The following is a 23,748-nucleotide window of genomic DNA, read 5'->3' on the forward strand; positions in this document are numbered from 1 at the left end:
AAGGCTCGCACCTGCCGCATCAGACTGGCCATTTCCAGGGCATTCATCGCGTACTCCCAGCCTTTGTTGCTCTTGACGCCGGCGCGTTCGATGGCCTGCTGCAAGTTATCCGTGGTGAGCACTCCAAAAATCACTGGTACCCCCGTTTGGAAACTGGCGGCGGCAATGCCCTTGGCCACCTCAGCAGCCACGTACTCGAAATGGGGGGTATCGCCGCGAATCACCGCTCCCAAGCAAATCACCGCATCGTAGCGCTGGGATTGGGCTAGTTGATGGGCCACAACCGGTATCTCGAAACTCCCCGGCACCCAAAAGTAATCTACCTGGGTTTCCAGGTTCACGCCGTGCCGTTGCAGCGCGTCCCGACAGCCCTCTAGTAGCTTGCCGGTGATGAGATCGTTAAACCGCCCGATGACAATGGCGAGCCGCAGGCCCTCGACATCGGTAAATGTGCCTTCAAAAACCGCCATTAGACCAGAAACACGTCCATCAACCCGATGGTAAATATCAGTAACACCCAAACGCCAGCCCCCAGATAGACCAGTCGCTGGTAACGTTGCCATTCGCCAGGGGTCGCTAGCACCACCGGCACAGCCACCACTAGCACAAATGTCAGCAGCACCAACAGCAAAACCAGCGCCTGAAACACTATCGTCATGGTTTTCTGCTCCCAACACAGCCCACTTACCAGGCTATCAAAAAGCGGGTGGCCCGCAACGCTCAACCATACTACAATGCTCAATAACTTACGCGGGTGGGGTGGATGATGACCGTCGCAACGGACTGCTGGCAGGGCATTGATTACTTTGGGACAACGTGGCCCGATTGGTCGCATTATGGGCAACAACCAGCAGTGGACGCGACGACAGGCAGCATTCGCGACCCCCACGACCCGCAGGCGGTTTACCAGACGCTGCTGGCTGCGGATGCCCTGCGCTACTTGGTACTGCAAATGACGGCAACCAAAGCCTCGGGCCACCCTGGGGGTTTTGCCAGTTGCGCGGAAGCGATTGCCGCCCTGTTCATGCTGGGCCACAAGAACATCCCAACGGAAGTGGGCCACCATGCGCCGGGGTTTTATGCGGCGTTGTTCTTGGATGGCTCACTGGAAGCGATGGGGATTCACACGGTAGCCCAACTGCGAGAGCGCTTCCGGGAAATGCACGGGTTGCTGGGGCACTTGTCGGGCGCGATTCCGGGAGTCATTGGGCCAGCAGGTCCCTTGGGCCAAGGGCAACATTTTGCGATGGCGGGGGCGTATCTCTACCCCGATGTGCTGTTTCCGGTGACGATTGGGGATGGGGGGCTAGGGGAACCCTACGTCATGAGCAGCTTTTTGCATTTCCACACCGCGTTTCCCCAAGTGACGAATTTCTTGCCCATCCTGGTCTGGAACGGCTATAGCCAGGAACACCACAGCATGAATGCAACAGCGGACAACGCCGCCATGGAACGCTACTGGCGCGCCCACGGGTTTGACGCGGTGGTTTTGGTAGATGCCAAGGATTTCGATGACCAGGGGCAACCGGGAGATTACGTCGACAGCACTTTGTTTGGCTTTGCGCAACGGTTGCGGTTTACGGAAGCGGTCCTCAGCGGGTTGGACCAGGCAGCCCAGAGCGCCCTCGGGGGAAAATTAACGGTCTTCATCCTGAAGCAACTGAAAGGGGCCGGGGTACATGCGCGGGGCGCCAAAGCCCACAACCTGTATGCTCAGCATACCCTAGAGAATCCAGACATTGTACGGGCATTGCAGCAGCGGGCTTTGCCGGTAGAAGCCTGGGATTTGGTGCGGGAGAACTTTCGGCGGGCAGGCGGTGGTCCGGCAGCTCAGGTTGCGGTAACGGAATCGGTGCGCCCCTTGCCGCCCTTGCCCCTATTCACCCACCAGGAATTTCCCATCGGCGAAAAACAGGTGGCGACGACAGCCGTGGGGAAGTTAGTCGTGCAACTGGGGCAAAGCGACCCGAAATTTTTGGTGACCAACGCTGACGGCAATGAAGCGTCAGGGATTGCCAATATCAATCAGGGGCTGAAGGTGATTCACCCAACGGCAGACCCGCTGTATAACCAGTCGCCCCAGGGCCAGGTCTATGAACCCTTGAGCGAAGATGCCTGTGCGGGCTTGGCGGCGGCGGTGTGCCTGTTGGGGGGACGGTCGCTGTGGTGCTCCTATGAATCCTTTGCCATTAACGGGCTACCCATCTGGCAAACAGTAACTCAGGCGATGGCGGAATTGCGGCGACCCACGCCTTCGACGATTGCCTTGTTTACAGCGGGGGCGCTAGAGCAGGGGCGCAATGGCTGGACGCACCAACGCCCGGAAATCGAAGCCTACTACATGGCCCTGATGCGCAACGGGAATGTGTATCCGGTGTTTCCCCCTGATGCGAATTGCGCCCAAGCGGCCTACCTGTGGGCGGTGACCACGTTCAACAAAGGCATCGCCATTTTTGCCAGTAAAACGCCGTTGCCGGTGCGCACGACCTGGGAGCAGGCGCAACAGGCGGTCGCCCAGGGAGCTGTTGTCTTGCAAGAGACGCCGGGAGAACGGCTGGTGGTGCTGGCGGTGGTGGGCGATTTGGTCTTGATACCAGTATTTGCGGCGGCGGCCCAGTTGCAAGCCCAAGGCATTGGCACGCGCATTGTCAGCCTGGTGAACCTGCGGCGGTTGTGTCGCCCCAGTGATGTAGCTTGGTCCACCTGCGCCGAACCGGATGGGGAATTTATGGACGATGCCACCTTTGCCCAACTATTTACGGGTGATGCGCTGTTGGGCATTAGCGGGGGGCCGGTGACAACACTAGAACCCGTCCTGTTACGCGCGCAGATGCCCCGGCGGGATGCCATCGGCTGGCGGCGAGGAGAAACAGCGGCGTCTCCTGACCAATTGCTGGCCTACAACGGGTTGAGCGCCGAACAGATTGTCCAGCGGGTACATTCCCTGTTGTAGTGGGCGTTACCAACGTTGGGCAAGGCTCACTGTTATCTTGTGGGAGTTGTAGGATAGGGCGATTACTTTAGGATGGCAGGGCAGTCGACAACTCCAGCGGCGATCAAGCTAAGTGATGTCTTTTCCCCCGAGGAGCTGGCAGCTTTGAACCGGCGCTCGGATGTCAAAGGATGGCGGCAATTGTTGGCCCACTTGAGCATTTTAGTTGGAAGCGGACTACTGTGGCACGGGGCCTGGACGCAGGGGATGCTCTGGGGTTGGCTGGCGTTGCCCCTGTATGGCTTTAGCCTGGCGACTATGTTTGCCGCTGTCCATGAGTGTGTCCATCGCACGGCGTTTGCCACTCCCTGGTTGAACGATGCGGTGGCCTGGGTCGCTGGCGTATTGTCGTTTTACAACAGTGCGTTCTATCGCCGTTATCACCAGTGGCATCACCGCTATACGCAGATTCCTGGTAAAGACCCCGAACTGGAAGACCCCGTACCCACGAACTGGCGGATGTATCTGTGGCAGTTGAGCGGGATTCCCTGGTGGTGGGGAAAAGTACGGGGTCACCTGCGGGTGCTGCTGGGGAATTTTCAGGGATGTCCCTACATTGCTCCCGAAGCCCAGGCGACGGTGCGGCGTTCGACGGCAGCGCAGTTAGCGGTTTATGCCCTGGCAATAGCCCTATCGGTCTGGGCGGGCCAGCCGTGGTTTCTCATGGACTGGGTCGTGCCGCTAGCGGTGGGACAACCGTTTTTGCGCTTTATCTTGCTGGCAGAACACACGGGGTGTAGCTACGACAGCAACCCCCTGACCAACACGCGCACGACGTTGACCGGGTGGCCGGTGCGGTTGTTGATGTGGAACATGCCGTTTCATGCCGAGCACCATTTCTGTCCGGCAATTCCCTTTCATGCCTTGCCCCAGGCGCATCAAAAGTTGCGGGACAAGTGGGTGCATCTAGCGCCTGGCTACATCGCCGCCAACCGGGAAATCGTCGCCCAGTTTCCGGGATGACCGGGGTTTGGACAGCCCAAGATGTGACGCTGCAATGTGGAATCCAGTTGCCGCAGGTGCAGGTCGTCTATCAGACCTACGGGGAGCTTTCGCCCCGGCGGGATAACGTGGTGCTCTACCCCACGTCCTACGGCGCGCAGCACACGGACATCGAATGGTTGATTAGCCCGGATGGGATTCTCGACCCGAGCCGCTGGTTTATTGTGATTCCCAATATGTTGGGCAACGGGTTGTCCAGTTCGCCCAGCAACGGCGGGTTACCGGGCTTGGCGGAACAGGGGTGTGTGGTGACCCACTGGGACAATGTGACGTTGCAGGAGCGGTTGCTGCGGGAGGTCTGGGGCATTGAACGGCTGGCGCTGGTGTACGGCTGGTCCATGGGAGCGCAACAGGCCTACCATTGGGGAGCTTTATATCCTGACCGCGTCGAACGCATAGTTGCCCTGTGTGGCACAGCCCGCACCACGCCCCACAACCGGGTGTTTCTGCTAAGTTTACGGGCAGCGCTGACGGCAGACCCGGCGTGGGATGGGCAAACGTTCCAGGGCGTACCCGAGCGGGGCTACCGGGCCTTTGCCTGTATTTACGCCAGTTGGGCGGCTTCCCAGGCGTTTTATCGCGCCGAAATCTACAAACAACTGGGCTACCGGGATTTGGAGGACTACTTGGTGCGGGGATGGGAAGCGAACTACCGGCGACGGGACCCCAGGGATTTGCTGGCGATGATTGACACCTGGTTGCACTGTGACGTGGGCAACAATCCCGTTTACCAGGGAGATTACGAGCGGGCACTGCGTTCCATTCGGGCCAAAACCCTGGTGATGACCTGCACGACGGATTTGTACTTTCCCCCAGACGACTGCGCCGCCGAAGCTGCCTTGATCCCCAACGCCACGTTTCGGTTGATTGATTCCATCTGGGGCCACCGAGCGGGGAATCCCTGGCAACATCCCCCCGATGCCGCTTTTATTCGCCAGGTGGTGCAGGAGTGGTTGGCTACCTGAAGCATTTGGTGTTTTTGACGACACTTTGGCGGGCGCTTTCCCCGGTTTAATAGCCGTTAATTCGAGAGCAACGGTTTTTCCCATGACCCAGACCCTATCGGCGCTGGCGCAAGCGCGCGGCATTCGTTACTTTTTGATTTCGTTTACTGATTTGTTTGGCATTCAGCGGGCGAAGCTGGTGCCGGCAGCGGTGATTGACACGATGCAAACGGCCGCTGGCTTTGCGGGATTTGCCGCTTGGTTGGACATGACGCCGGCGGATGCGGATGTGTTTGCACGGGCCGATGCAGCAGCGTTGATGCCCTTGCCCTGGCAACCGGACGTGGCCTGGATGCCGGCGGACTTGGCCACCGTCAAAGGCGACCCTTTGCCCCAAACACCCCGGCTGGTTTTGAAACGGGTGCTGGAGCAGGCGCAGGCGCTCGGTTACCGGGTGAAAACGGGTGTCGAGTGTGAGTATTTTCTGGTGTCGCCGGATGGGGAATCGCTGGCGGATGGGCTCGACCGGCAGAGCAAACCTTGTTATGACCAGCAGGCCTTGATGCGGCGGTTTGCGGTGATCAGTGAAATTTGCGATGCCATGCAGGCGCTCGGGTGGGGCGCTTACCAAAACGACCACGAAGACGCCAACGGTCAATTTGAAATGAACTGGCTCTACGACGATGCCCTGGTGACCGCCGACCGGCACGCGTTTTTCAAGTACATGGTGAAGTCAATTGCGGAAAAACACGGGCTGCGGGCCACCTTCATGCCCAAACCTTTTGCCCATCTCACCGGCAATGGCTGTCACTTGCACTTGTCTGTGTGGGATGCGGCGGGAGCGGTGAATTTGTTCCATGACCCCCAAGACGAGATGGGTTTGTCACGCCTGGCCTATCACTTCATCGGGGGAGTCTTGCACCATGCGCCGGCCCTGTGCGCTTTTACGAACCCCACTGTGAACTCCTACAAGCGTCTCCACGCGCCTGTGACCCGCTCTGGCGCCACTTGGTCCCCCACCACCATCAGTTACAGCGGCAACAATCGCACCCACATGATTCGTATTCCCGACCCAGGGCGGTTTGAATTGCGCCTCGCGGATGGGGCCGCCAATCCCTATCTCTTTGTGGCCGCCGTCGTTGCCGCTGGGTTGGATGGCATTAAGGAACAACGCGACCCCGGCCCTCGGTGCGACAACAACAACTACACGGACCCCCTACCCCCCGAGCAATACCCGTCCCTACCGGGCAATCTGTTAGACGCGCTGCGGGCTTTGGAACGCAACACCACCCTGACCACTCTCCTTGGAGAGAACTTTGTGGAGTCCTATCTCAAGCTCAAGTACCGGGAGTGGCAGGAGTTCCACAGCCAGATCACGCCGTGGGAGCGGGCGTATACCTTGGACTGCTAGGCTCTGAAAGCGCCAGTCCCACAGCGTTTTTGGCTCAGGAAGACACCTGCAGTTCGGGGGTCTCTTCAGTGCTCAAGCGCTGGAAGAGTTCTCGGAAATGGTCGCCCCGCGCTTCAAAGTTAGGGTATTGGTCAAAACTGGCACAGGCTGGGGACAGCAGGATGGTCCGAGCGCCCGTTTGCTGAGCCAGTTCCCGTGCCGCCTGTACCGCTTCGGCCAGGTTGTTCACCACTACGTAGGGCCTGTAGTTGATCTGGTCTAGACGGTGGGCGAATGCCCTGGCCGCCGCCCCAAATAACACGACACCGGCTGCTTTTTCCTGAATCGTTTGCAGCCACGCGCGGTCGTCACCCGCTTTGGCCTTGCCCCCTGCAAGTAGGATCGTTGGCTCGGTCATGCTGGCGAGGCCCACCTGCGCCGCCTCGTAATTGGTCGCCTTGCTGTCGTTGATATACGTAATGCCCTGGTGAACTCCCAAGACCTCTAACCGGTGAGGAACGCCAGGGAAGCGGCGTATGGCCTGGGTCATCACGTCCGGCGGCACCCCAATCACCTGCGCAGCAGCGACAGCTAGCAAAAGGTTCTGCTGGTTGTGGAGACCGGGCATCCGAAAATCCCGGATTTCCAGCAGCACTTGACCGTTGTGCATCACCTGCTGGTTTTCCAGGTAGATGCCGGGGCGTTCCGAAGGGGGCAAGTGGGTGCGTCCCTGGGTACTCGTCCAAAGAATGTCGGGCCAGCGCCCCACAAAGTTGGCTCGTAGGAAAGGGTCATCAGCGTTGAAGATTCGGATTTGGGATTGGGCCAGCAAGTGGGTTTTAATCCGGCAGTAGTTTTCCAGGGTGTAGTGACGGTCGAGATGGTCTGGGCTGAAGGTGGTCCAAATCCCAATTTGGGGCGCCACCTCTGGCGATGACTCGATCTGAAAACTGCTGATTTCCGCCACGACCCAGTCCCAGTCTTGCCCCACCAGGTCGCAGGCCGGTATCCCGACATTGCCGCAGGCCGGCGCGCGATATCCCGCCGCTGTCAGCAGCGCGCTCACCAGACAGGTAGTGGTGGTTTTGCCGTTGGTACCGGTGATGCCGACCCAGGGGTACGTGCGTAAATGGCGCCAGGCTAACCCCATTTCCCCGACCACATCCACGCCTTGGGCCCGCAGTTGCACCAAAATGGGTTCGTCCCAGGGCACGCCAGGGCTGACCACCACCAGGTCAGGAAGCGGTTGGGGAATGGCAAACGGCTGGCCAAGTTGAACGGCAATTCCTAGTTCGTTTAAAGCGGTCTGCTGCGCTACTAAAGCAGCGGAAGTGGCGTTGTCCTGCACGTGAACGTCCCACCCCTGGCGCTGCAAGAGTCGAGCAGCAGCGGCGCCCGATTTGCCTAACCCCAAAACCAGTGCCCGTCTCTTCACGTCTTCACAATCTGCGAAAAGTCCGCCAGCACCAGGGCGCTGTTGCGAATCAAACCCAGCAAGCGCAGGCGGTTTTGCCGGATGCGGGGGTCCTCATCCATCACCAGCACACTCTCGGGGCCGTCAAAAAAGCGGGCCAACACGGGGGCTATCGCCTGCAATCCCTGCACCAGTTGGTCGTAGTGGCCGGTGGCCAAGGTCTGCCGAGCTTGAGTAAGCAGGTGGCAAATCTGCTGGTAGAGTTCCTGTTCAATGGGCTGTCGGAATAGCTGCGGGTCAATCACCGCGTCGGCGTCTAGGACATCGGTGGGCAAATCCCCCTGACTGGCCAGGCGGCTGGCACGATTCACCGTCGTATAAATCGCCTGCAGCGTGCCATTTTGCCGCAGTTCTTTCAACCAGTCAGCCCGCCGGAAAAAGTCGGCGATATTGGTCAACGTCCGGTGCATACGGCTGGGTTGGTCGGGGTCAAGCAGGGCGTTGATCAAGTCGTAATCCAACCCCTTTTCCTGCAACAGGGTGTGCAAGCGTTGCCCCAGCAGCAACCGCCACTGTTTCTCCAGCTCCACCAGGTTGAAGTGGGGGTAGTCGCTTGCCAGGATGGTCGTCATGGTGTGGAACAGGTCCTGCAAATCCAGGGGATAGGTTGGGTAAATAGCTGCGGCGATGAGCAGGATACTGCGGGCCGCTCGCCGGAGTGCAAACGGGTCAGACGAGCCTGTCGGCACCAGCCCCACCGCCAGGATGCCCACAACCGTGTCCAGACGGTCCGCCAGCGCGACCCACTGGCCGACGAGGGTGCTGGGCAACTCCTGGTAATGTTCGGCGATGGCTTGGGCCACCGCAGCATTCTCGCCCGTCTGCGCCGCGTAGTGACCCCCCATCACTCCCTGTAACTCGCTAAACTCCCCCACCATCTGGGTAACCAGGTCAGCTTTGCACAAGTATGCGGCGCGCAGGATGTCCTGGCGGGTCTGGTCGGGGTAATTGGTCGCCGGTAACACGGTTTGCAGCAGCTGTTCGAGGCGCTGGACCTTGCGCAAGACCGACCCCAATTGCTCCTGGAAGGTGACGCTGGCTAGCTGCGGGACATAAGCAGCCAACGGTTGGCGCAAATCAGCGTCGTAAAAGAAACGCGCATCCGCTAGCCGCGCCCGCAACACCCGCTCATTCCCCTGGCGGATCGTCTCGGCGCAGTTGGGGTGGCCGTTGCTGAGGGCGATGAAGTAGGGCAACAACTCCCCTTGGGCGTTCACCACCGGAAAGTAGCGCTGGTGATGGGTCATGACGGTGGTGATCACGGCGGCAGGCAGTTGCAAAAAGGTTGGGTCAAAGGTGCCTAGCAGACCCGTGGGCCACTCCGTAAGGTGGGTAACTTCGGCTAGCAATGCTGGGGGCATCTGGGCGTGACCGCCAGGCGGCAACACCCGCTCAATTTCTTGGCGAATCCGGGCTTGACGAGCACCCACATCCGGTTCTACGCCCGCCTGGCGCAGGCAATCCAGGTAGCTCTCGGCGCGGGGAATCACAACCGGTTCCGGATGCAGCACCCGATGCCCACGGCTGACACGGTCGGCATGCAGCGTCTCGGACCCATTTGCAAGGGTCACGGGCAACACCTGGTCACCCCAGAGCGCTACCAGCCAGCGGATTGGACGGGAGAATTTCACTGGACCATCTCCCCACCGCATAAACCGCGCCCCCGTCAGCTGTTGCCACCACTGGGGAATCAATTCCGTCAGCAGGTCGGGCGCCGAACGTCCAGGGCGCGTCTGCACGAGATAGACAAAAGGGCCTTTGGGGGTGTCCCGCACCTGCACATCGGTTAGGTGGGCCTGCCGTGCGCGCAAGAACCCCAGAAGCGCTGGGGTCGGCTCTCCATTGTGGTAAGCTGCCTGGACGGACGGGCCTTTGATTTCCACCTGCTGGTCTGGTTGGCGCTCCGGGACGTTGCGCAAGTACACCGCCAGGCGGCGGGGCGTGCCGTAGTAATGGATAGCTTGGGGCTTTAGCTGCACCGCTTCTAAACTGGCTGGAATCAACGTCTGCCATTGCGCCAGCGCCTCGCCGACAAAATCCGCCGGCAATTCCTCTGTCCCTAATTCCCACAGGCAATCGGTCATGGCTTTAGTCTAGCGCGGGTGTGGCCCTCAATCCCCCAGCCAGCGCTCCAGCCGGTCTAGGAAGCTGGCCAATTTGCGCACCGCCTTTTGTTTAAGCTGCTGGAACCGCTGCTGGCGTTGCCAGGCTTGCCATTCCCGCTCGTAGGTCTCGCCTTCTTTTTGCAGGACTTGGTGCAGACGCCACCCCAGGGAAACCAGGGACGAAAAGGCCACCAGTGCCGGCAGATAGTAGGGCCAGGCCAGTCCCTGGGCCGTCCAGACCACCACGCGCCCGTCCCAAACCCAATCCAGAAATAGAAACGGCAGCGTTACCCACACTAGTGTCACCCCCGCCTGCCGGACTTGCGCTTGCCACTGTTGCCACCGCCAGCGGTGAAAGTCCTGGCGTTGCTGCGCCAACAATTGCGCCTGTCGCCACTCCTGTTCCGCCTGGGCCAACTCCTCAGGCGTGATTCCCAGTTCCTGCGCAATTTCTTGCAACTGGGCTTGGGTCAGGGTGTCAGCAGCTTCCCCCTTCCGGGCTTGGCGAGCAATCGCCCACTGCAGAATTCCTTGGACCTCCTGCGGGCTATAGGTAGGTTGCATCACTAGGGGGCGGGTTTAGGTTGCACCTCCACAGACGTGGCCGGCGGATTCAGCAGTTGCCGTTGCTTGGCCCGAAAGGCCTCTACCGCCCGTGACAGATCCCCTTGCGCGTCTTCCATAAACTCCGACAGGCTGCGGGTGCTGGCGCGGAAAGCGGCATGGTTGATGAATTCCATCATGTTCATCAGGGGGGAGGTGGGTTCCGCCGCCGGGCCTTGGTACTCGTTTTGCCGCCGGGGTGCCAACCATTGACTGACTTGGGCGCCAGCAGGTGTACCCAGAGCCAGGACCAACCCCAACGCCAAAAGCGTCTGCCGTCCCATGGTGTCGCCTCCCTTGCACTGCGCTACTAACAGTTTATACGCATGGTTGTGGTGGTTGGTTGACACCTCCAGAAGGTTGGACTACTTTGAAAGAGTGGCAGTTCCGGCTGCCGGTACACCTAGTTTTTCAGGAGAACTTATGGATGGGGCTGACGGCAGTAGTTACCTGGTAGAGCGGTCTTGCTGGGTAAAACTGTAGTGGTCTCTACTCCTGCCGTGTTCAGTTTGTGAATTGATGGATTTGCCGCTGGGACTAGGTTCTTAGTGCCCCTAGGTTTATCCGCCATCACCGCTGAGCAGGGCAGGCTAGACGCAAGCGGTTGATGGAGGTAAGCCATGCCCAAACTGTAATGGTCGTTCCCTCATTATCAGGCTCACCCGACTGAGTGGGTCGCAGGGAGCAGCTTTCTTTTGCAAATGGCTGATGGCGACGAAGCACTTGTCATCGGCAGTGTCCCACCTGGCTTGGAAGGAAGTAGTCATCATGGCGCGGTATCCCTTGGATGATTTACTGGCGTATCCCAAAGCCTTTGGCGCGGCAAAGCGCACAGCCAATCAGTTGGATACGGTGGAACTATTGCGTTTGCTGCGGGAATTGCCACCACGAAAGCAAATATTGGCCTTTCGGATGCTGGAAAAAGACCGGGCAATTGCCGTGTTTGAGGCATTGACACCAGAGGAACAGGCGGAATTGGTCCATCGGATGACCGACCCGGAAATTGCGGCATTTCTGGAAGCCCTGGAACCCGATCAACGGGTGCGGTTATTTGAAGAATTGCCCGCCAAGGTGACGAAGCGATTGCTCCAGCAATTGAGCGAAGAATCGCGCCGGGCCGTGAATTTGCTCTTGGGTTATCCCGAAAATAGCGTGGGGCGGCGGATGAATCTACGTTATTTGGCCCTACGAGATCATTTCACAGTAGAACAGGCCATTCAGGCGATTCGCGATTCCGGTTTACCGGATGAAGAACTCAATATCCTGTTCGTGATCGATGCCGAGCGCTTTTACCAAGGTTTCCTTCGCCCGACGCAGTTGATGAAGGCCGACCCGCAAACCCTAGTTGGTACCCTTGCCCAGGGGCGGGATATCGCCATCACGGTGACAATGCCGGAGTTGCTCGCAGCGAAACGCCTCAAGGAACTTGACTTGCCTGCGATTCCGGTCGTGGATAGCGAGGGCCGTTTGGTAGGGGATTTGTGCTTCGATGATGTGCTGGATTTGATCGAAGCAGAAGCCACCGGCGCGATGCTGACCAAGGCAGGGGTTGGGAATCTGCTCGAGCGTGACCAGGGCTGGAGTGAACGGCTGGTGCAGGGACCCATCCGCTACGCCATTCAATTGCGCATTGTTTGCCTAGTCATCACCCTGATCGGGGGGATGCTGGTCGGCGCTGTCGTCCAAACCTTTGAGGAGGTCTTGGAGGCGGTTGTAGCTGTGGCGGTGTTTATCCCAGTGGTCATGGACATGGGGGGCAATGTGGGCACCCAGTCCACCACCATCTTCGCGCGAGGGCTGGCGTGGGGGCACATTGATATTCGTCGCTACGGGAGTTACCTGCTGCGGGAGTTGCGCATCGGGGCGGCGATGGGCGCAATTCTTGGGGTAGCCGCAGGTTTGATTGCCTGGTTATGGCAAGGGATACCTAACGGCGTGCCGCAACTGGGCCTGGCGGTAGGCTTGACCATGTTTATCGTGCTCACGCTGGCAGCAGTGATAGGAGCGTTCTTGCCTTGGTTGTTATTGAAGCTTGGCTTTGACCATGGCCCGGCCTCCGACCCCTTCGTCACTACCATCAAGGACTTCACGGGGTTACTGCTCTACTTCTTGCTGGTGAGTTGGCTGTTGGGTATCCAAGTATGACGTTGACCGAGTTCACCATACGCTTGGCGGTGGCCTTTTTGCTGGGGTCGGCTCTAGGGTTGGAGCGACAATGGCGGCAACGCATGGCGGGCTTGCGCACCAATACCCTGGTGGCGACAGGAGCGGCCCTGTTTGTGATGCTTTCGGCGTTGATCCCTGGCGATGCCAGTCCTACGCGAATTGCCGCTCAGGTGGTCTCGGGCATCGGGTTCTTGGGCGGGGGCGTGATCCTGCGCGAAGGCTTGACCGTGCGGGGGTTAAACACGGCAGCCACTCTCTGGTGCGCCGCAGCGGTGGGGTCCCTAGCCGGTGCGGGACTGCTGTCCCAGGCAACCGTTGGGGCGATTGCTGTGCTGATTGCCAATCTCGTCCTGCGACCCCTGGGCCATCGCATCAACCAACAGCCGCTCAAGGGTACCGAGGTAGAGTTGGTCTATCGCTGCGAAGTGACTTGCCGCGCCGAGAGTGAAGCCCACGTTCGCGCTCTGTTGCTCCAGGCGATGGCGGCGGAGGGCAAACTGCGGTTGCGGTCTCTGGCGAGCGAAGACCTAGAGGACAAACCCGACCGGGTAAGCGTCGAAGCGGAACTGGTGACCCAGGAGCGCAACGATGGGTTCCTGGAACAGCTCGTGAGTCGTTTAAGTTTGGAGCCGGGTGTCACCTCCGTTCGCTGGCGCATCACCGAGCAGGAATTTGGCTGATGTAGCCAAGCTGGTTGAGCTTGCCAGGGAGAGGACAGGAAAACCAGGGACGCAGCTTTGCCCTGCTAGATGGCTCAGCTACACTCTACGACCCAGGGACAGAATCCTGGGAATTGGCCCACAACCTATCTATACTGGGAATTGAGTCGCTGGGAGGTCCTGCCCATGTCCATGATTGAAACCCGTACTGAACCGATGGTGGTCAATTTCGGGCCGCATCACCCTTCCATGCATGGGGTTTTGCGGTTGATGGTCACCTTGGACGGGGAGAATGTGATTGACTGCGAGCCGGTGTTGGGGTACCTGCACCGCTCGATGGAGAAAATTGCCGAAAACCGGACGATTGTGCAGTACTTGCCCTATGTCACCCGCTGGGACTACCTGGCGACGATGTTTACCGAGGCGATTACGGTGAACGCGCCGGAAAAGCTGGCGGATATTCCGGTACCGAAGCGGGCTAGCTATATCCGGGTCATCATGCTGGAACTGAGCCGGATCGCTTCCCACCTGCTGTGGCTAGGGCCGTTTTTGGCTGACATTGGGGCGCAGACGCCATTTTTCTACATCTTCCGCGAGCGGGAGATGATCTACGACCTGTTTGAGGCGGCCACCGGCATGCGCATGATGCACAACTATTTCCGGGTCGGGGGCGTCGCTGCGGATCTCCCCTACGGCTGGGTGGACAAGTGTGAAGACTTCTGCCGGTATTTCCTGCCCAAGGTGGACGAGTACGAGCGATTGATCACGGATAACCCCATCTTTCGCAAGCGGGTGCAGGGCGTGGGGGTGCTCTCGCGGGAAGATGCCATCAACTGGGGGATGTCAGGTCCCATGCTGCGGGCGTCCGGCGTGAAGTGGGACCTGCGGAAGGTGGACCACTACGAGTGCTACGACGATTTTGATTGGGAAGTGCAGTGGGCCACGGATGGGGATTGCTTTGCCCGCTACATGGTGCGCATCGGGGAAATGCGGGAATCGGCCAAGATTATCCTGCAGGCGCTGAAGGGGCTGCCGGGCGGTCCCTACGAAAACCTCGAGGCCAAACGGATGGCGGAGGGGCCAAAATCGGAGTGGAATGGGTTTGACTACCAATTTGTGAGTAAAAAGCCGTCGCCCACGTTCAAGATTCCCAAGGGGGAACACTACGTGCGGGTGGAAGCGCCCAAAGGGGAGCTAGGTGTCTATATCATCGGCGACGACAGCCCATTTCCCTGGCGCTGGAAGATTCGGCCACCAGGATTTGTCAACCTGCAGGTGTTGCCCCAGTTGGTGCGGGGGATGAAAGTAGCGGACATCATGGCCATCCTAGGGAGCGTGGACATCATCATGGGTGAGGTAGACCGCTAATGGCGACAGGAATTGATTTGCAGCAGTCGTTTGTGCAGTTTTGGGAAGGGGTGGGTCTGACGCCGGGAGTTGCCAAGGCGCTATGGATGCCCCTGCCTATGATTTCAGTGCTGACTTTTGCCACGCTCTGGGCGCTGGTGGCCACGTGGTTGGAGCGGAAAATCTCGGCGGCGGTGCAGCAGCGGATTGGTCCAGAGTACGCCGGGCCGCTGGGGATGTTGATCCCGCTGGCGGACGTAGTGAAGTTGCTGGTCAAAGAAAATGTGCGACCGGGGAAGGCGGACCCTTGGTTGTTCACGTTGGGGCCGGTCGTGGTAGTAATGTCGGTGCTGCTGGCCTACATCATCGTGCCCTTTGGTCAGAACCTGGTAATCACCGATTTGGGGGTTGGTATTTTCCTGTGGATTGCCATTTCCAGCATTGCTCCCATTGGCCTGTTGATGGCGGGGTACGGCTCGAACAACAAGTATTCGCTGCTGGGGGGCTTGCGGGCGGCGGCCCAGTCTATTAGCTATGAGGTGCCCCTGGCGCTGGCAGTGCTGGCGGTGGCGATGATGTCTAACAGCCTGAGTACTGTGGACATCGTCGAGCAGCAGACGGGTTATGGGATCTTGGGCTGGAACGTGTGGCGGCAACCGGTGGGGTTTGTGATTTTCTGGATTGCAGCGCTGGCAGAATGCGAACGATTGCCCTTCGACCTGCCGGAGGCAGAAGAGGAACTGGTAGCTGGTTATCAGACGGAATACTCGGCGGTTAATTTCATGCTGTTTTATGCGGCTTCGTACCTGAATCTGGTGCTGTCGTGCCTGCTGGTGGCGGTGCTATATCTAGGTGGCTGGGAGTCACCTATTTCGATTGAAGCCTTGGCCGCCTGGCTCAACTTGAGCCTGGAAAATCCCTTGGTGCAGGTCATCGCAGGGATGATTGGGATTACGATGGTCCTGATCAAGGCCTACTTCATGCTGTTTTTGGCCATCCTGTTGCGCTGGACGGTGCCGCGGGTGCGGATTGATCAGTTGTTGGATTTGGGGTGGAAGTTTTTGCTGCCAGTGGGATTGGCGAATTTGCTGGTCACGGCGGCGTTGAAATTGGCGTTTCCAAGTGTGTTTGGCGGCTAACAGGAGGGAGGGTCTATGTCGGAAACGCGGCGGGGCATTTTAATTACACCGGCGGCCATGCAACACCTGCAACAGCTGCGAGCGCAAAAGGGAGAAGACCTGTGCCTGCGAGTCGGTGTGCGCCAAGGCGGTTGCTCTGGGATGTCCTACATGATGGACTTTGAACGTCCCGAAAACATTCGCCCCGACGACGAGGTGTTTGAGCAGGATGGGTTGACAATTGTGTGTGACCGGCGCAGCCTGCTCTACATCTACGGCATGGCGTTGGACTATAGTGATGCGTTGATTGGTGGCGGGTTTCAGTTCACCAACCCCAACGCCACCCAGACCTGTGGATGCGGCAAATCCTTTAGCGTCTAGGCGTCATGCGCTGGTTTCAGAACTGGACCTTTGATGACTGGATGAACCATGTGTTGTTCTTTGGTTCAGTTCTATGGCTAAGCCATTTCTGCTTGTCATGCCTTTAGGACGGCAGGGTATAACTCTGCCTTGGGTTTTCCTACCATCGACCTGACAAACTAAAGGGGCTTAGCTGTATTTTTTTTCCAAGGTACCCGCCATCGTGACCTTAGAAAGCGGCAATCATTTGAGCGTCAGTATGCCCAGTGCTCCCACATCAAAAAGGCGGAACTGATTGAGGGAGTCGTTTATGCGGCGTCGCTGGTCAAGACTCAACACCACGCTCAGCCCTACGACGATCTCATTTTCTGGGTAAAAACCTACTGTCTAGCCACACCAGATGTCATGATGGGCAAGACGGCAGGGTTCGTTTGGATGCTAAAAATGAAATCCAACCGGATGTGGTAGTCCTGTTCTTGTAGTGGATAGAATGGACCAAAGTCAGATGTTTGTTCTACTGATTGAGCCTTATTGAGAATAGCCCCTGGGCTATCGGTAGTAGTCAGCGAAGGAATCAAACTTTTCGATGTACCTTGTGAGTACGAATCTCACTTTATGAAGTTAACTTAGACCAACGCCACAATGCATCATTACTTGCACTACCCTAGATGTTTTCTTGAGGTACCAGGAAGGTGGTCAATCCCGTATTAGTGACGATGATTCCATCGAAGGAGCGCCGGAGTTGATTGCAGAAATTGCCTCGAGCAGTGGGTCCTACGATTTACATGATAAACCGGTGCGGGGTCAAGGAATAACCAGAGCGAATCTTTCACTGGTTTCGGTTAGAAAATCAGATGTATCGCCCCCAGTTCCCAAATGAACTTTCCAGGGTTTTGGTTAAATGTGCCTGATGGCGCGAGATGTCCAAGGGAGTGGCAACCCTGCAGGCCAGATTGGCTACTCCTGAACATTTCGTACAAGCCCTAGGTGGACGAGCGTAGCGTCTGGGAACGCACCCGCTGCACCAGCAGTTGCACTCGCTCCACGTCCTTCCAACCGGGTTGCATTTCCACACCGCTGGATACGTCAATGCCGTAGGGTTGGGTTTGTGCCAGCGCCTGCTCACAATTTTCTGGCGTTATGCCCCCCGCTAGCCACCAGGGAATGGCCGGGAGAACCTCCGAGCGCAGGTATTTCCAATCCCAGGTGTGACCCGTGCCTCCAAGTTGCTCAGGATGGTAGGCATCCAGCAGCAGGCGGTTCACCCAAGGTTGATAGCGTGTCGCTTGCGTCAAACTGTCCGCATGGCGCACGCGGATGGCCTTGATCAATCGCAGGTGAGGCATGGCTTGCCGCAGAGATTGACAATCCGCCGGTGATTCATCGCCGTGCAGCTGCACCGTATCAAAGCCGGCCCTTTCTACCGCGTCAATGACCTGAGGAACTGGCGCATTTGCAAACACGCCAACGCGCCACACGGGATAATTAGCCAGCGCTTGATTGATGGCCCGTTGTTGCTCAGGCGGGACATAGCGGGGCGACCTGGGGACGCAAATAACGCCAATCGCAGTTACCCCCATCTGGGCAATGGCAACGGCCTGGGAAATCTGTGTAAGCCCGCAGATTTTGATTTCCATAGTAAGATTTTAAGCTTTAGGCGGGGTGACCACGGTAAGGTCAATAACGGAGATGAAAAACCAAGGACAGGGCGGTACCCAGCAATCCGCAAAGTGACAAACATAAAAGGCTTGGCCCCATGTGGTTTTTTCCTGGGATCAGGGATAGACCGGAGAAAGGTTATGGAATTTCTTGTCATCTTGTTCTTTCTGGCTCCGCTTCTCATCATTGGGGCCATCATTGGCAACTATAGCCAAGCCATCTATGGTTGTCAGCGCTTGAGTCCCAGCGCACGGCCTGGCCTTTGGGTTTTCTCTCCTCTCTCTGACAAACTAAAGCAACTTAGCTATATGAGAAAACGTAGTTTGTGTTTGGTTACACTCCACGTTTGACGGACCCACTGCCTCAACTAGGACCATCCCTGCTCAATCGGATTCGAATCAGTTACCAATCGAACCCTGTATCTTCCGCCACCTGTATCCAACACTGCCTCCCGACTCTATCGCTAAGCTTATGTCAAGTTTTGGGGTTTTGGTTCCAATCGTCTTGACAGCCTTGTACAGTAGGACTAAGTTAGGAAGCGTTGGTCGAGCAAGTATCGTAGCGATTCTATGCAGGGAGGCCTTGGTAGCTATTGAGAGCAAAACCAAAGGTGGGGCTACGCCCTGTGACCGAAGGGATGACATAGCTACATATGTCAACCTTTGTCGGCTTGGCTATACATATCTAGGCAAGTGCTGTCTGATGGCGTAGAAACAGAGGCAGTGATTGTTGTTTACAAAAGCCAACGCCGCCGCCAGTTATCAAAACCCAACGGGCCGAGTACGGCGCAACGGGTCTGACCTTTTCCGTTCAGCGTACGACAAGTACCAGGTGGGCGATAGGATTCAGGTGGTCTATTCAGCCAGCCAACCCCACATTAGCTTCACCAAAGAAACCGTTGACCAGGCGCGGCAAGCTCAACAGCGTTAAACTGTTTGCACCCAGGCGGCATAGCGTCGTTCTACCACCGGCCAGTTCACCACCTGCCACCAGGCTTTGAGATAGTCGCCCCGCCGGTTTTGGTACTTCAGGTAGTAGGCGTGTTCCCAGACATCATTGCCTAGCAGCGGCGTCGCACCCACGCTAATCGGGCTGTCTTGATTGGGCGTGGTCATGATGCCTATTTGCCCGTCAGGTTGTCCCACCAGCCACACCCAACCACTGCCAAACACACCCAATCCTGCTCGCTCAAACGCCTCTTGAAAGTTGGCAAAATCGCCAAATTTTTGTTGCAAAACCGTCGCCAGGGTACTGGTGGGTTGATTGTTGGGCCGGGGCGCCCGCATGCTTTCCCAGAACAAGCTGTGGTTGTAATGACCGCCCCCGTGATTGCGCACGGCCGTCCGAATGTCCGCAGGAATCCCGTCCAGGTTTTGGAGCAGTTGTTCGACGCTCTGGCCGATGAGTTCCGGGTGCTTGGCAATCGCAGCGTTTAGGGCGTTCACGTAGGCGGTATGGTGCTTGTCGTGGTGAAACCGCATGGTGCGTTCGTCAATGACAGGTTCCAGCGCATCGTAGGGATAGGGCAACGGGGGAACGGTAAACCCCGCCGTGAGTTCTATGCGCTGCACATCCGCCCAAGCCGGTTTGACTCCCAAGCCCAGTAACGCCAAGCCCCCAACCAACACTTGCCGCCGATGGACCATGCTAGTGCCTGACTCGCCACCCCCCATTGTACGTTAAATTCCTTGAAGATTCCTGACGGAATATCCAGCTGGTCCCACCGGCTACGGTAAACTGGGGTGCGACACACCTGATTGCGGAGCAACGCGCTTATGTCCCATACCGTCAAAATCTACGACACCTGCATCGGTTGCACCCAGTGTGTGCGGGCGTGCCCCTGTGACGTGTTGGAAATGGTGCCCTGGGATGGGTGCAAAGCTGGACAAATTGCGTCAGCGCCCCGTACCGAAGATTGCGTGGGCTGCAAACGTTGCGAAACCGCCTGCCCCACCGACTTTTTGAGCATTCGCGTTTATCTTGGCGCTGAAACCACCCGCAGCATGGGCTTGGCTTATTAGCAACGATTATTTAAGAAAAATCCTTTCTCCTGCCGGTTTAGCGTGCAGCCCCAAAGCGTACCAGTGCTTGCAGTTTCTCCCACGGTGCGCCGCTTTGGAGTACATCGCGGGCGAGCGTGATACCGGCGGTTATATTTTCCACTCGCTGAGCGACCCACAAGGCTAAAGCGCTGTTGAGCACCACCACATCTCGTTGCGCTGGCGTGCCCTTGCCTTGCAAAACCTGCCGCAAAATCTCGGCGTTTTCCTGGACATGGCCCCCCGCTAAAGCGGTCACTGGCGCCGGGGTTAATCCATACGCCTGGGGGTCGAGCACATCGGTTTGCAGGGGTGCATCGTCGGTCCAGTGGTAGTAATCGGTGGGCGCGCCCAAACCCGCTTCGTCTAGCCCTTCCCGACTATGGAGCACCACTGCCCGTCGCCGTCCCAACTGGTGCAGCGCTTGCGCCATTACAGGCAACAGTTCCGGTTGATACACGCCCAACACCTGGTACTGCGGGCGCAAGGGATTCACTAGCGGGCCAATCAAGTTAAAGACCGTGCGAATTTTGAGCGCCTGACGCAGGGGCGCGACGGCTTTCATGGCCGGATGGCAACCAGGCGCAAACAGAAACGTAATCCCCACGTCCCGCAGCGCCGCCACTGCCTGTTCGATTGGCCAGTTCAAGGGTAGCCCCAGCGCTTCCAGGACATCAGCGGACCCCACGCGACTGGAAGCTGACCGGTTCCCATGCTTGGCCACCGGCACCCCCGCTGCGGCTGCGACAAACGCCACCGCTGTCGAGATGTTGAAGGTGCCGGCCCCGTCGCCCCCCGTCCCGCAGGTGTCTAAGCAAGGTGGCCAGTCTTGGGTGACAGGGACAACCGCCTGCCGTTGCACCACCTGGGCCATGGCCGCCAGTTCCGTTGCCGTGACCCCTTTGGCCTGCAACGCCACGAGAATCCCCGCCGCCAAGGCCGGTGGCATGTCTTCCTGTAACCAAGCCTGCATCAGGGCTTCCGCCTGTGCTGCCGTCAGGGGTTCCCGGTTCAACAGTTGCTGCAACAGGGGCGGCCCGACTTCAGGCATAGATGGGTCCCTCGTCAAAGGGAACATCCTGCCAGCGACCCGGCCCCACCGCCCGCAACGCCTGTTTCAAGTCCACGTCCCCCGTGTACAGGGCCTTGCCGATAATGACCCCAGCCAACCCCAGCGGTTCCAAAGCCAGCAGCGACAGTAAATCCGTCATCGAACCCACGCCCCCCGACGCCAACACCGGCACACTGACAGCACTCAACAGCGCCCGCAACCCGTCTATATCCGGCCCGGCTAGCGTGCCATCCCGCTCAATGTCGGTGTAAATGAAGCCGGCCACCCCCCGTTGCGCCAACGCCTGCGCCAGCGTTTGCACATCCGTTGCTGTTGTCTCCTGCCACCCGGCGACTGCCACCTGGCCCTGGCGCGCGTCGAGACTCACCCAAATCCGCCCTGGGAACTGGGCACACCAGCGCTCGACCTGCTCCGGCTGCTGCACCGCCACCGTCCCCACAATCACCCGGTCCACCCCCAGCGCCAGCAGTTGGGCAATGGTTTCCGTCTGGCGAATCCCACCCCCCACCTGCACTGGAATGTCCACCGCCCGTACGATGTCACGAATCACGTCGAGATGCTGGGGTGTCCCCGTCTTCGCGCCCGCCAAGTCCACCACATGCAAGCGCGTCGCCCCGTGTCGCACCCACGCCTGGGCCATTTGCACGGGGTTGGTGCTAAACACCTCCGAGCGGGCAAAATCCCCCTGGGTCAACCGCACACACTGCCCTTGCCACAGGTCAATCGCTGGGATGACGTCCATCGTTTAGCCCACCCTCTGCATCAATTTTGCCCGATAGTCGTCAGCGCTCCACATCTGCCAGCGGCCTTCGCCCAGGAGTTCCAGCACCTTCTGGTGATAATCCACCAGGGTTGGGCGATGGCCCACGCTCAAATACACCACCTGGGTCGCCTGCAATTGCTGATACAAATGCCGTTCGTTTGCCACATCCAGCGCGCTGGTGGCTTCATCCAAAATCGCATAGCGCGGGCGATAGAGCAACAAGCGGGCAAACGCCAGTCGCTGCTGCTCACCCAGGGATAAAACCGTCGGCCAATCCAAAATCTCATCCCAGTTAAACCGCGCCGTCAAGTACCCCAAATTCACCTGCTCCAGGACCCGCTGCAATTGGGCATCGGTGAGGCGCTCGTCGTTTTTGGGGTAGAGCAATTGCTCGCGCAACGTGCCCAACACCATGTAGGGCCGCTGGGGCAAAAACAACATCTCGTCAATTGCCGGACGCACAATCACGCCGCTGCCATTGGTCCACAGACCCGCCACCGCCCGCAGAATCGAGCTTTTGCCCACGCCGCTGGCCCCCACAATCAGCAACCGCTCATCGGGCGCTAGATGCACTGTCAAATCCCGCACCAGCTCCTGTTCTGAATTGGGAGTCAACAGCGTCATTTTGTGAATGCGCAATTGGTTAGCTTCTTCAGTTTGAATGCGACCGTTGGGACTGGGTTTCCCCCAATGCATTTGATGCTGGGTTAACACTTCTTCAAACGCACCCAAACGATTGACACCGGCGGCAAAACTGGAAATCTGTTGAATCTGGTTGGTCACTAGGGACAACGCCCCCAGCACCTGCATAAAGGCTACATAGGCCTGGGTGATCGTCCCCAAGTCCGTCTTGCCGGCAAAGTACAACGGAGCGACGATGATATAGGGCACCAGCCGCGTGAAATAGTTATAGCCGTACTGGAACAAATCAATCAGCGCCTGCCAGAGAATTAACAGATCAAAGTTGCGCACCACTTGGGCAAAACGGCGGGTGACCTGTTGCAACTCCTGGGGTTCGCCCCGGTAAAAGGCAATGGATTCGGCATTGTCCCGCACATGCACCAGCCCATAGCGAAAGTCCGCCTCGTACCGCAATTGGTCGTAGTTAATTTTAATTAACCGCCGCCCGGCCAGCACCGCAATGACCGTCCCCACGGTGGCATAGACAATCAACCCCCAGGTCAAGGGTTTGGAAATGCTATAGAGAATGGCCGTAAACGACAGCAGCGTTAACACCGTATCCAATATGTCTAACAAAAATGACAACGTGACCGAGGTAAAGGAACGAATATCTTCGGAAATGCGCTGGTCAGGGTTGTCAATTTCGGTGTGGGAGGAATTGGAATCCAACTCGTAATAAGACCGGTGGCTCAAGTATTCCTGGAGAAAATGGTGCGTCAGCCATTCCCGCCAGAAGAGTCCCAACTTCAACCGGATGTACCGATACCCCACCAGAATAGGAATGGCTGCAATAATCAACACCCCGTAGAGCGTCAAATTCAACCAAAATGTCGGTTGGTCTTTCGCCCCCAAGGCCGTATCAATAAAGCGAAAGATGTAACTCAGGGACACATTGGCCCCGTTGACGGCAAAGGACAAAAACAGCAGTAACCCCAGCAACAACCACTGTCGCCAGCGGGGCAATACCGCCCGGTGCGCCAACCCAAAACACACCCCGCTGAAGACCAATCCCCCGATCGCCCAAGCCAACGCCGGCGAGGCCACCAGTTTTTGCACCTGTTTAACCAGACCCCCGGCATATTTATTCACCATTTCTGGCGCGAGGGCTTGTCCGGCCAACGTCGCTCCTACGACCACAAAAAATGCCACGCACACTACCGTTACCAGCAGCACCCCCAGCAAGCCAGCAAACGCCCAGAAACTGAGTCGTGGCTCGAGGGGATAGAAATAGGGCTGGGCAATTTTGATAAAGCGTCGCCATAGCCGGCGGTCAAAATTAAACGTTTCCATTGGCGCAGGTACCCGGTTGGTCACAATGGCGTTTCCCCTCAACGCTAACCCCGATGAGTATAGCGTAAACCGCCAATTGCAAAG

Annotated in this window: 21 protein-coding genes; 10 read left to right on the forward strand and 11 right to left on the reverse strand. The window is 58.1% G+C overall.

Going from position 1 to position 23,748, the window contains the following annotated elements:
• Positions 1 to 470 (reverse strand): 6,7-dimethyl-8-ribityllumazine synthase (gene ribH / locus NZ705_07925; GenBank protein MCS7292883.1); only part of this gene is annotated, 470 nt, incomplete at its 3' end.
• Positions 470 to 658 (reverse strand): photosystem II reaction center protein PsbZ, encoded by a 189-nt coding sequence (psbZ, locus tag NZ705_07930; protein MCS7292884.1) that lies wholly within the window; start codon positions 656 to 658, stop codon positions 470 to 472. The genes ribH and psbZ, both read right to left, overlap by 1 nt.
• Before the next feature lie 105 nt (positions 659 to 763).
• On the opposite strand from psbZ, the gene NZ705_07935 reads away from it, so the two are divergent.
• The 4 genes from NZ705_07935 to glnT all read left to right on the forward strand — a co-directional run bounded on the left by NZ705_07935 (position 764) and on the right by glnT (position 6,349).
• Positions 764 to 2,953 (forward strand): hypothetical protein, encoded by a 2,190-nt coding sequence (locus tag NZ705_07935; GenBank protein ID MCS7292885.1) that lies wholly within the window; start codon positions 764 to 766, stop codon positions 2,951 to 2,953.
• 72 nt (positions 2,954 to 3,025) lie between these two features.
• Complete coding sequence (locus NZ705_07940; GenBank protein ID MCS7292886.1) at positions 3,026 to 3,955, forward strand: fatty acid desaturase family protein; 930 nt, start codon at positions 3,026 to 3,028, stop codon at positions 3,953 to 3,955.
• The gene (locus NZ705_07945) at positions 3,952 to 4,959 is read left to right on the forward strand and encodes an alpha/beta fold hydrolase (protein ID MCS7292887.1); all 1,008 of its coding nucleotides are present in this window, start codon (positions 3,952 to 3,954) and stop codon (positions 4,957 to 4,959) included. Before NZ705_07940 ends, NZ705_07945 begins: the two co-directional genes overlap by 4 nt.
• An 82-nt stretch (positions 4,960 to 5,041) precedes the next feature.
• Positions 5,042 to 6,349 (forward strand): type III glutamate--ammonia ligase, encoded by a 1,308-nt coding sequence (gene glnT / locus NZ705_07950; protein MCS7292888.1) that lies wholly within the window; start codon positions 5,042 to 5,044, stop codon positions 6,347 to 6,349.
• Between the two features lie 34 nt (positions 6,350 to 6,383).
• On the opposite strand, the gene murD is transcribed toward glnT, so the two are convergent.
• Genes murD through NZ705_07970 form a run of 4 tightly spaced genes read right to left on the reverse strand, consistent with a single transcriptional unit; the run spans position 6,384 to position 10,794 of the window.
• Positions 6,384 to 7,763 carry a UDP-N-acetylmuramoyl-L-alanine--D-glutamate ligase gene (gene murD / locus NZ705_07955; protein ID MCS7292889.1) on the reverse strand — a complete coding sequence of 460 codons (1,380 nt, stop codon included), beginning with the start codon at positions 7,761 to 7,763 and terminating at the stop codon, positions 6,384 to 6,386.
• Positions 7,760 to 9,886: a glycine--tRNA ligase subunit beta gene (glyS, locus tag NZ705_07960; GenBank protein ID MCS7292890.1), complete on the reverse strand. Its 2,127-nt coding sequence runs from the start codon at positions 9,884 to 9,886 to the stop codon at positions 7,760 to 7,762. The genes murD and glyS overlap by 4 nt, the downstream gene beginning before the upstream one ends.
• Before the next feature lie 27 nt (positions 9,887 to 9,913).
• Positions 9,914 to 10,471: a hypothetical protein gene (locus NZ705_07965; GenBank protein ID MCS7292891.1), complete on the reverse strand. Its 558-nt coding sequence runs from the start codon at positions 10,469 to 10,471 to the stop codon at positions 9,914 to 9,916.
• A gap of 2 nt (positions 10,472 to 10,473) precedes the next feature.
• The gene (locus NZ705_07970) at positions 10,474 to 10,794 is read right to left on the reverse strand and encodes a hypothetical protein (GenBank protein MCS7292892.1); all 321 of its coding nucleotides are present in this window, start codon (positions 10,792 to 10,794) and stop codon (positions 10,474 to 10,476) included.
• Positions 10,795 to 11,218: 424 nt separating this feature from the next.
• On the opposite strand from NZ705_07970, the gene mgtE reads away from it, so the two are divergent.
• The 5 genes from mgtE to NZ705_07995 all read left to right on the forward strand — a co-directional run bounded on the left by mgtE (position 11,219) and on the right by NZ705_07995 (position 16,181).
• Complete coding sequence (gene mgtE, locus NZ705_07975) at positions 11,219 to 12,655, forward strand: magnesium transporter (GenBank protein MCS7292893.1); 1,437 nt, start codon at positions 11,219 to 11,221, stop codon at positions 12,653 to 12,655.
• Positions 12,652 to 13,356 (forward strand): MgtC/SapB family protein, encoded by a 705-nt coding sequence (locus tag NZ705_07980; GenBank protein MCS7292894.1) that lies wholly within the window; start codon positions 12,652 to 12,654, stop codon positions 13,354 to 13,356. Before mgtE ends, NZ705_07980 begins: the two co-directional genes overlap by 4 nt.
• A gap of 165 nt (positions 13,357 to 13,521) precedes the next feature.
• Positions 13,522 to 14,703, forward strand: coding sequence for an NAD(P)H-quinone oxidoreductase subunit H (locus tag NZ705_07985; GenBank protein MCS7292895.1), 1,182 nt, complete (start codon positions 13,522 to 13,524; stop codon positions 14,701 to 14,703).
• Positions 14,703 to 15,821, forward strand: a complete 1,119-nt coding sequence (gene nuoH, locus NZ705_07990; GenBank protein ID MCS7292896.1) for an NADH-quinone oxidoreductase subunit NuoH — start codon at positions 14,703 to 14,705, stop codon at positions 15,819 to 15,821. The genes NZ705_07985 and nuoH overlap by 1 nt, the downstream gene beginning before the upstream one ends.
• Positions 15,822 to 15,836: 15 nt before the next feature.
• Positions 15,837 to 16,181 (forward strand): iron-sulfur cluster assembly accessory protein, encoded by a 345-nt coding sequence (locus NZ705_07995; protein ID MCS7292897.1) that lies wholly within the window; start codon positions 15,837 to 15,839, stop codon positions 16,179 to 16,181.
• Between the two features lie 962 nt (positions 16,182 to 17,143).
• On the opposite strand, the gene NZ705_08000 is transcribed toward NZ705_07995, so the two are convergent.
• On the reverse strand, positions 17,144 to 17,797 hold the full coding sequence (locus tag NZ705_08000; protein ID MCS7292898.1) for a phosphoribosylanthranilate isomerase: 654 nt from the start codon (positions 17,795 to 17,797) through the stop codon (positions 17,144 to 17,146).
• A gap of 948 nt (positions 17,798 to 18,745) precedes the next feature.
• Positions 18,746 to 19,465 carry a superoxide dismutase gene (locus NZ705_08005; GenBank protein ID MCS7292899.1) on the reverse strand — a complete coding sequence of 240 codons (720 nt, stop codon included), beginning with the start codon at positions 19,463 to 19,465 and terminating at the stop codon, positions 18,746 to 18,748.
• Positions 19,466 to 19,594: 129 nt separating this feature from the next.
• On the opposite strand from NZ705_08005, the gene psaC reads away from it, so the two are divergent.
• Complete coding sequence (gene psaC / locus NZ705_08010) at positions 19,595 to 19,840, forward strand: photosystem I iron-sulfur center protein PsaC (protein MCS7292900.1); 246 nt, start codon at positions 19,595 to 19,597, stop codon at positions 19,838 to 19,840.
• A 37-nt stretch (positions 19,841 to 19,877) separates the two neighbouring features.
• Here the strand turns inward: psaC and trpD are convergent, their stop codons facing one another.
• From trpD to NZ705_08025, 3 genes are read right to left on the reverse strand one after another with little or no spacing between them, the layout of a single operon-like run.
• Positions 19,878 to 20,909: an anthranilate phosphoribosyltransferase gene (gene trpD, locus NZ705_08015; protein MCS7292901.1), complete on the reverse strand. Its 1,032-nt coding sequence runs from the start codon at positions 20,907 to 20,909 to the stop codon at positions 19,878 to 19,880.
• Complete coding sequence (hisA, locus tag NZ705_08020) at positions 20,902 to 21,672, reverse strand: 1-(5-phosphoribosyl)-5-[(5-phosphoribosylamino)methylideneamino]imidazole-4-carboxamide isomerase (GenBank protein ID MCS7292902.1); 771 nt, start codon at positions 21,670 to 21,672, stop codon at positions 20,902 to 20,904. The genes trpD and hisA overlap by 8 nt, the downstream gene beginning before the upstream one ends.
• A 3-nt stretch (positions 21,673 to 21,675) precedes the next feature.
• Entirely contained in the window at positions 21,676 to 23,688 is a 2,013-nt protein-coding gene (locus NZ705_08025) for an ABC transporter ATP-binding protein/permease (GenBank protein ID MCS7292903.1), read from the reverse strand.
• Positions 23,689 to 23,748: the final 60 nt, after the last annotated feature.

The organism is Gloeomargarita sp. SKYB120 (genome assembly GCA_025062155.1).
GTDB lineage: Bacteria > Cyanobacteriota > Cyanobacteriia > Gloeomargaritales > Gloeomargaritaceae > Gloeomargarita.

Bases quoted from the DNA above. Each gene is read 5' to 3' on its own strand.
- glnT (MCS7292888.1), top strand. From the start codon at position 5,042: ATGACCCAGACCCTATCGGCGCTGGCGCAAGCGCGCGGCATTCGTTAC.
- nuoH (MCS7292896.1), top strand. From the start codon at position 14,703: ATGGCGACAGGAATTGATTTGCAGCAGTCGTTTGTGCAGTTTTGGGAA.
- NZ705_07965 (MCS7292891.1), bottom strand. From the start codon at position 10,471: ATGCAACCTACCTATAGCCCGCAGGAGGTCCAAGGAATTCTGCAGTGG.
- mgtE (MCS7292893.1), top strand. From the start codon at position 11,219: ATGGCGACGAAGCACTTGTCATCGGCAGTGTCCCACCTGGCTTGGAAG.
- glyS (MCS7292890.1), bottom strand. From the start codon at position 9,886: ATGACCGATTGCCTGTGGGAATTAGGGACAGAGGAATTGCCGGCGGAT.
- NZ705_07940 (MCS7292886.1), top strand. From the start codon at position 3,026: ATGGCAGGGCAGTCGACAACTCCAGCGGCGATCAAGCTAAGTGATGTC.
- psaC (MCS7292900.1), top strand. From the start codon at position 19,595: ATGTCCCATACCGTCAAAATCTACGACACCTGCATCGGTTGCACCCAG.
- trpD (MCS7292901.1), bottom strand. From the start codon at position 20,909: ATGCCTGAAGTCGGGCCGCCCCTGTTGCAGCAACTGTTGAACCGGGAA.
- NZ705_07980 (MCS7292894.1), top strand. From the start codon at position 12,652: ATGACGTTGACCGAGTTCACCATACGCTTGGCGGTGGCCTTTTTGCTG.
- NZ705_07945 (MCS7292887.1), top strand. From the start codon at position 3,952: ATGACCGGGGTTTGGACAGCCCAAGATGTGACGCTGCAATGTGGAATC.
- NZ705_07970 (MCS7292892.1), bottom strand. From the start codon at position 10,794: ATGGGACGGCAGACGCTTTTGGCGTTGGGGTTGGTCCTGGCTCTGGGT.
- NZ705_08005 (MCS7292899.1), bottom strand. From the start codon at position 19,465: ATGGTCCATCGGCGGCAAGTGTTGGTTGGGGGCTTGGCGTTACTGGGC.
- NZ705_07995 (MCS7292897.1), top strand. From the start codon at position 15,837: ATGTCGGAAACGCGGCGGGGCATTTTAATTACACCGGCGGCCATGCAA.
- hisA (MCS7292902.1), bottom strand. From the start codon at position 21,672: ATGGACGTCATCCCAGCGATTGACCTGTGGCAAGGGCAGTGTGTGCGG.
- NZ705_07985 (MCS7292895.1), top strand. From the start codon at position 13,522: ATGTCCATGATTGAAACCCGTACTGAACCGATGGTGGTCAATTTCGGG.
- NZ705_08000 (MCS7292898.1), bottom strand. From the start codon at position 17,797: ATGGAAATCAAAATCTGCGGGCTTACACAGATTTCCCAGGCCGTTGCC.
- NZ705_07935 (MCS7292885.1), top strand. From the start codon at position 764: ATGATGACCGTCGCAACGGACTGCTGGCAGGGCATTGATTACTTTGGG.
- psbZ (MCS7292884.1), bottom strand. From the start codon at position 658: ATGACGATAGTGTTTCAGGCGCTGGTTTTGCTGTTGGTGCTGCTGACA.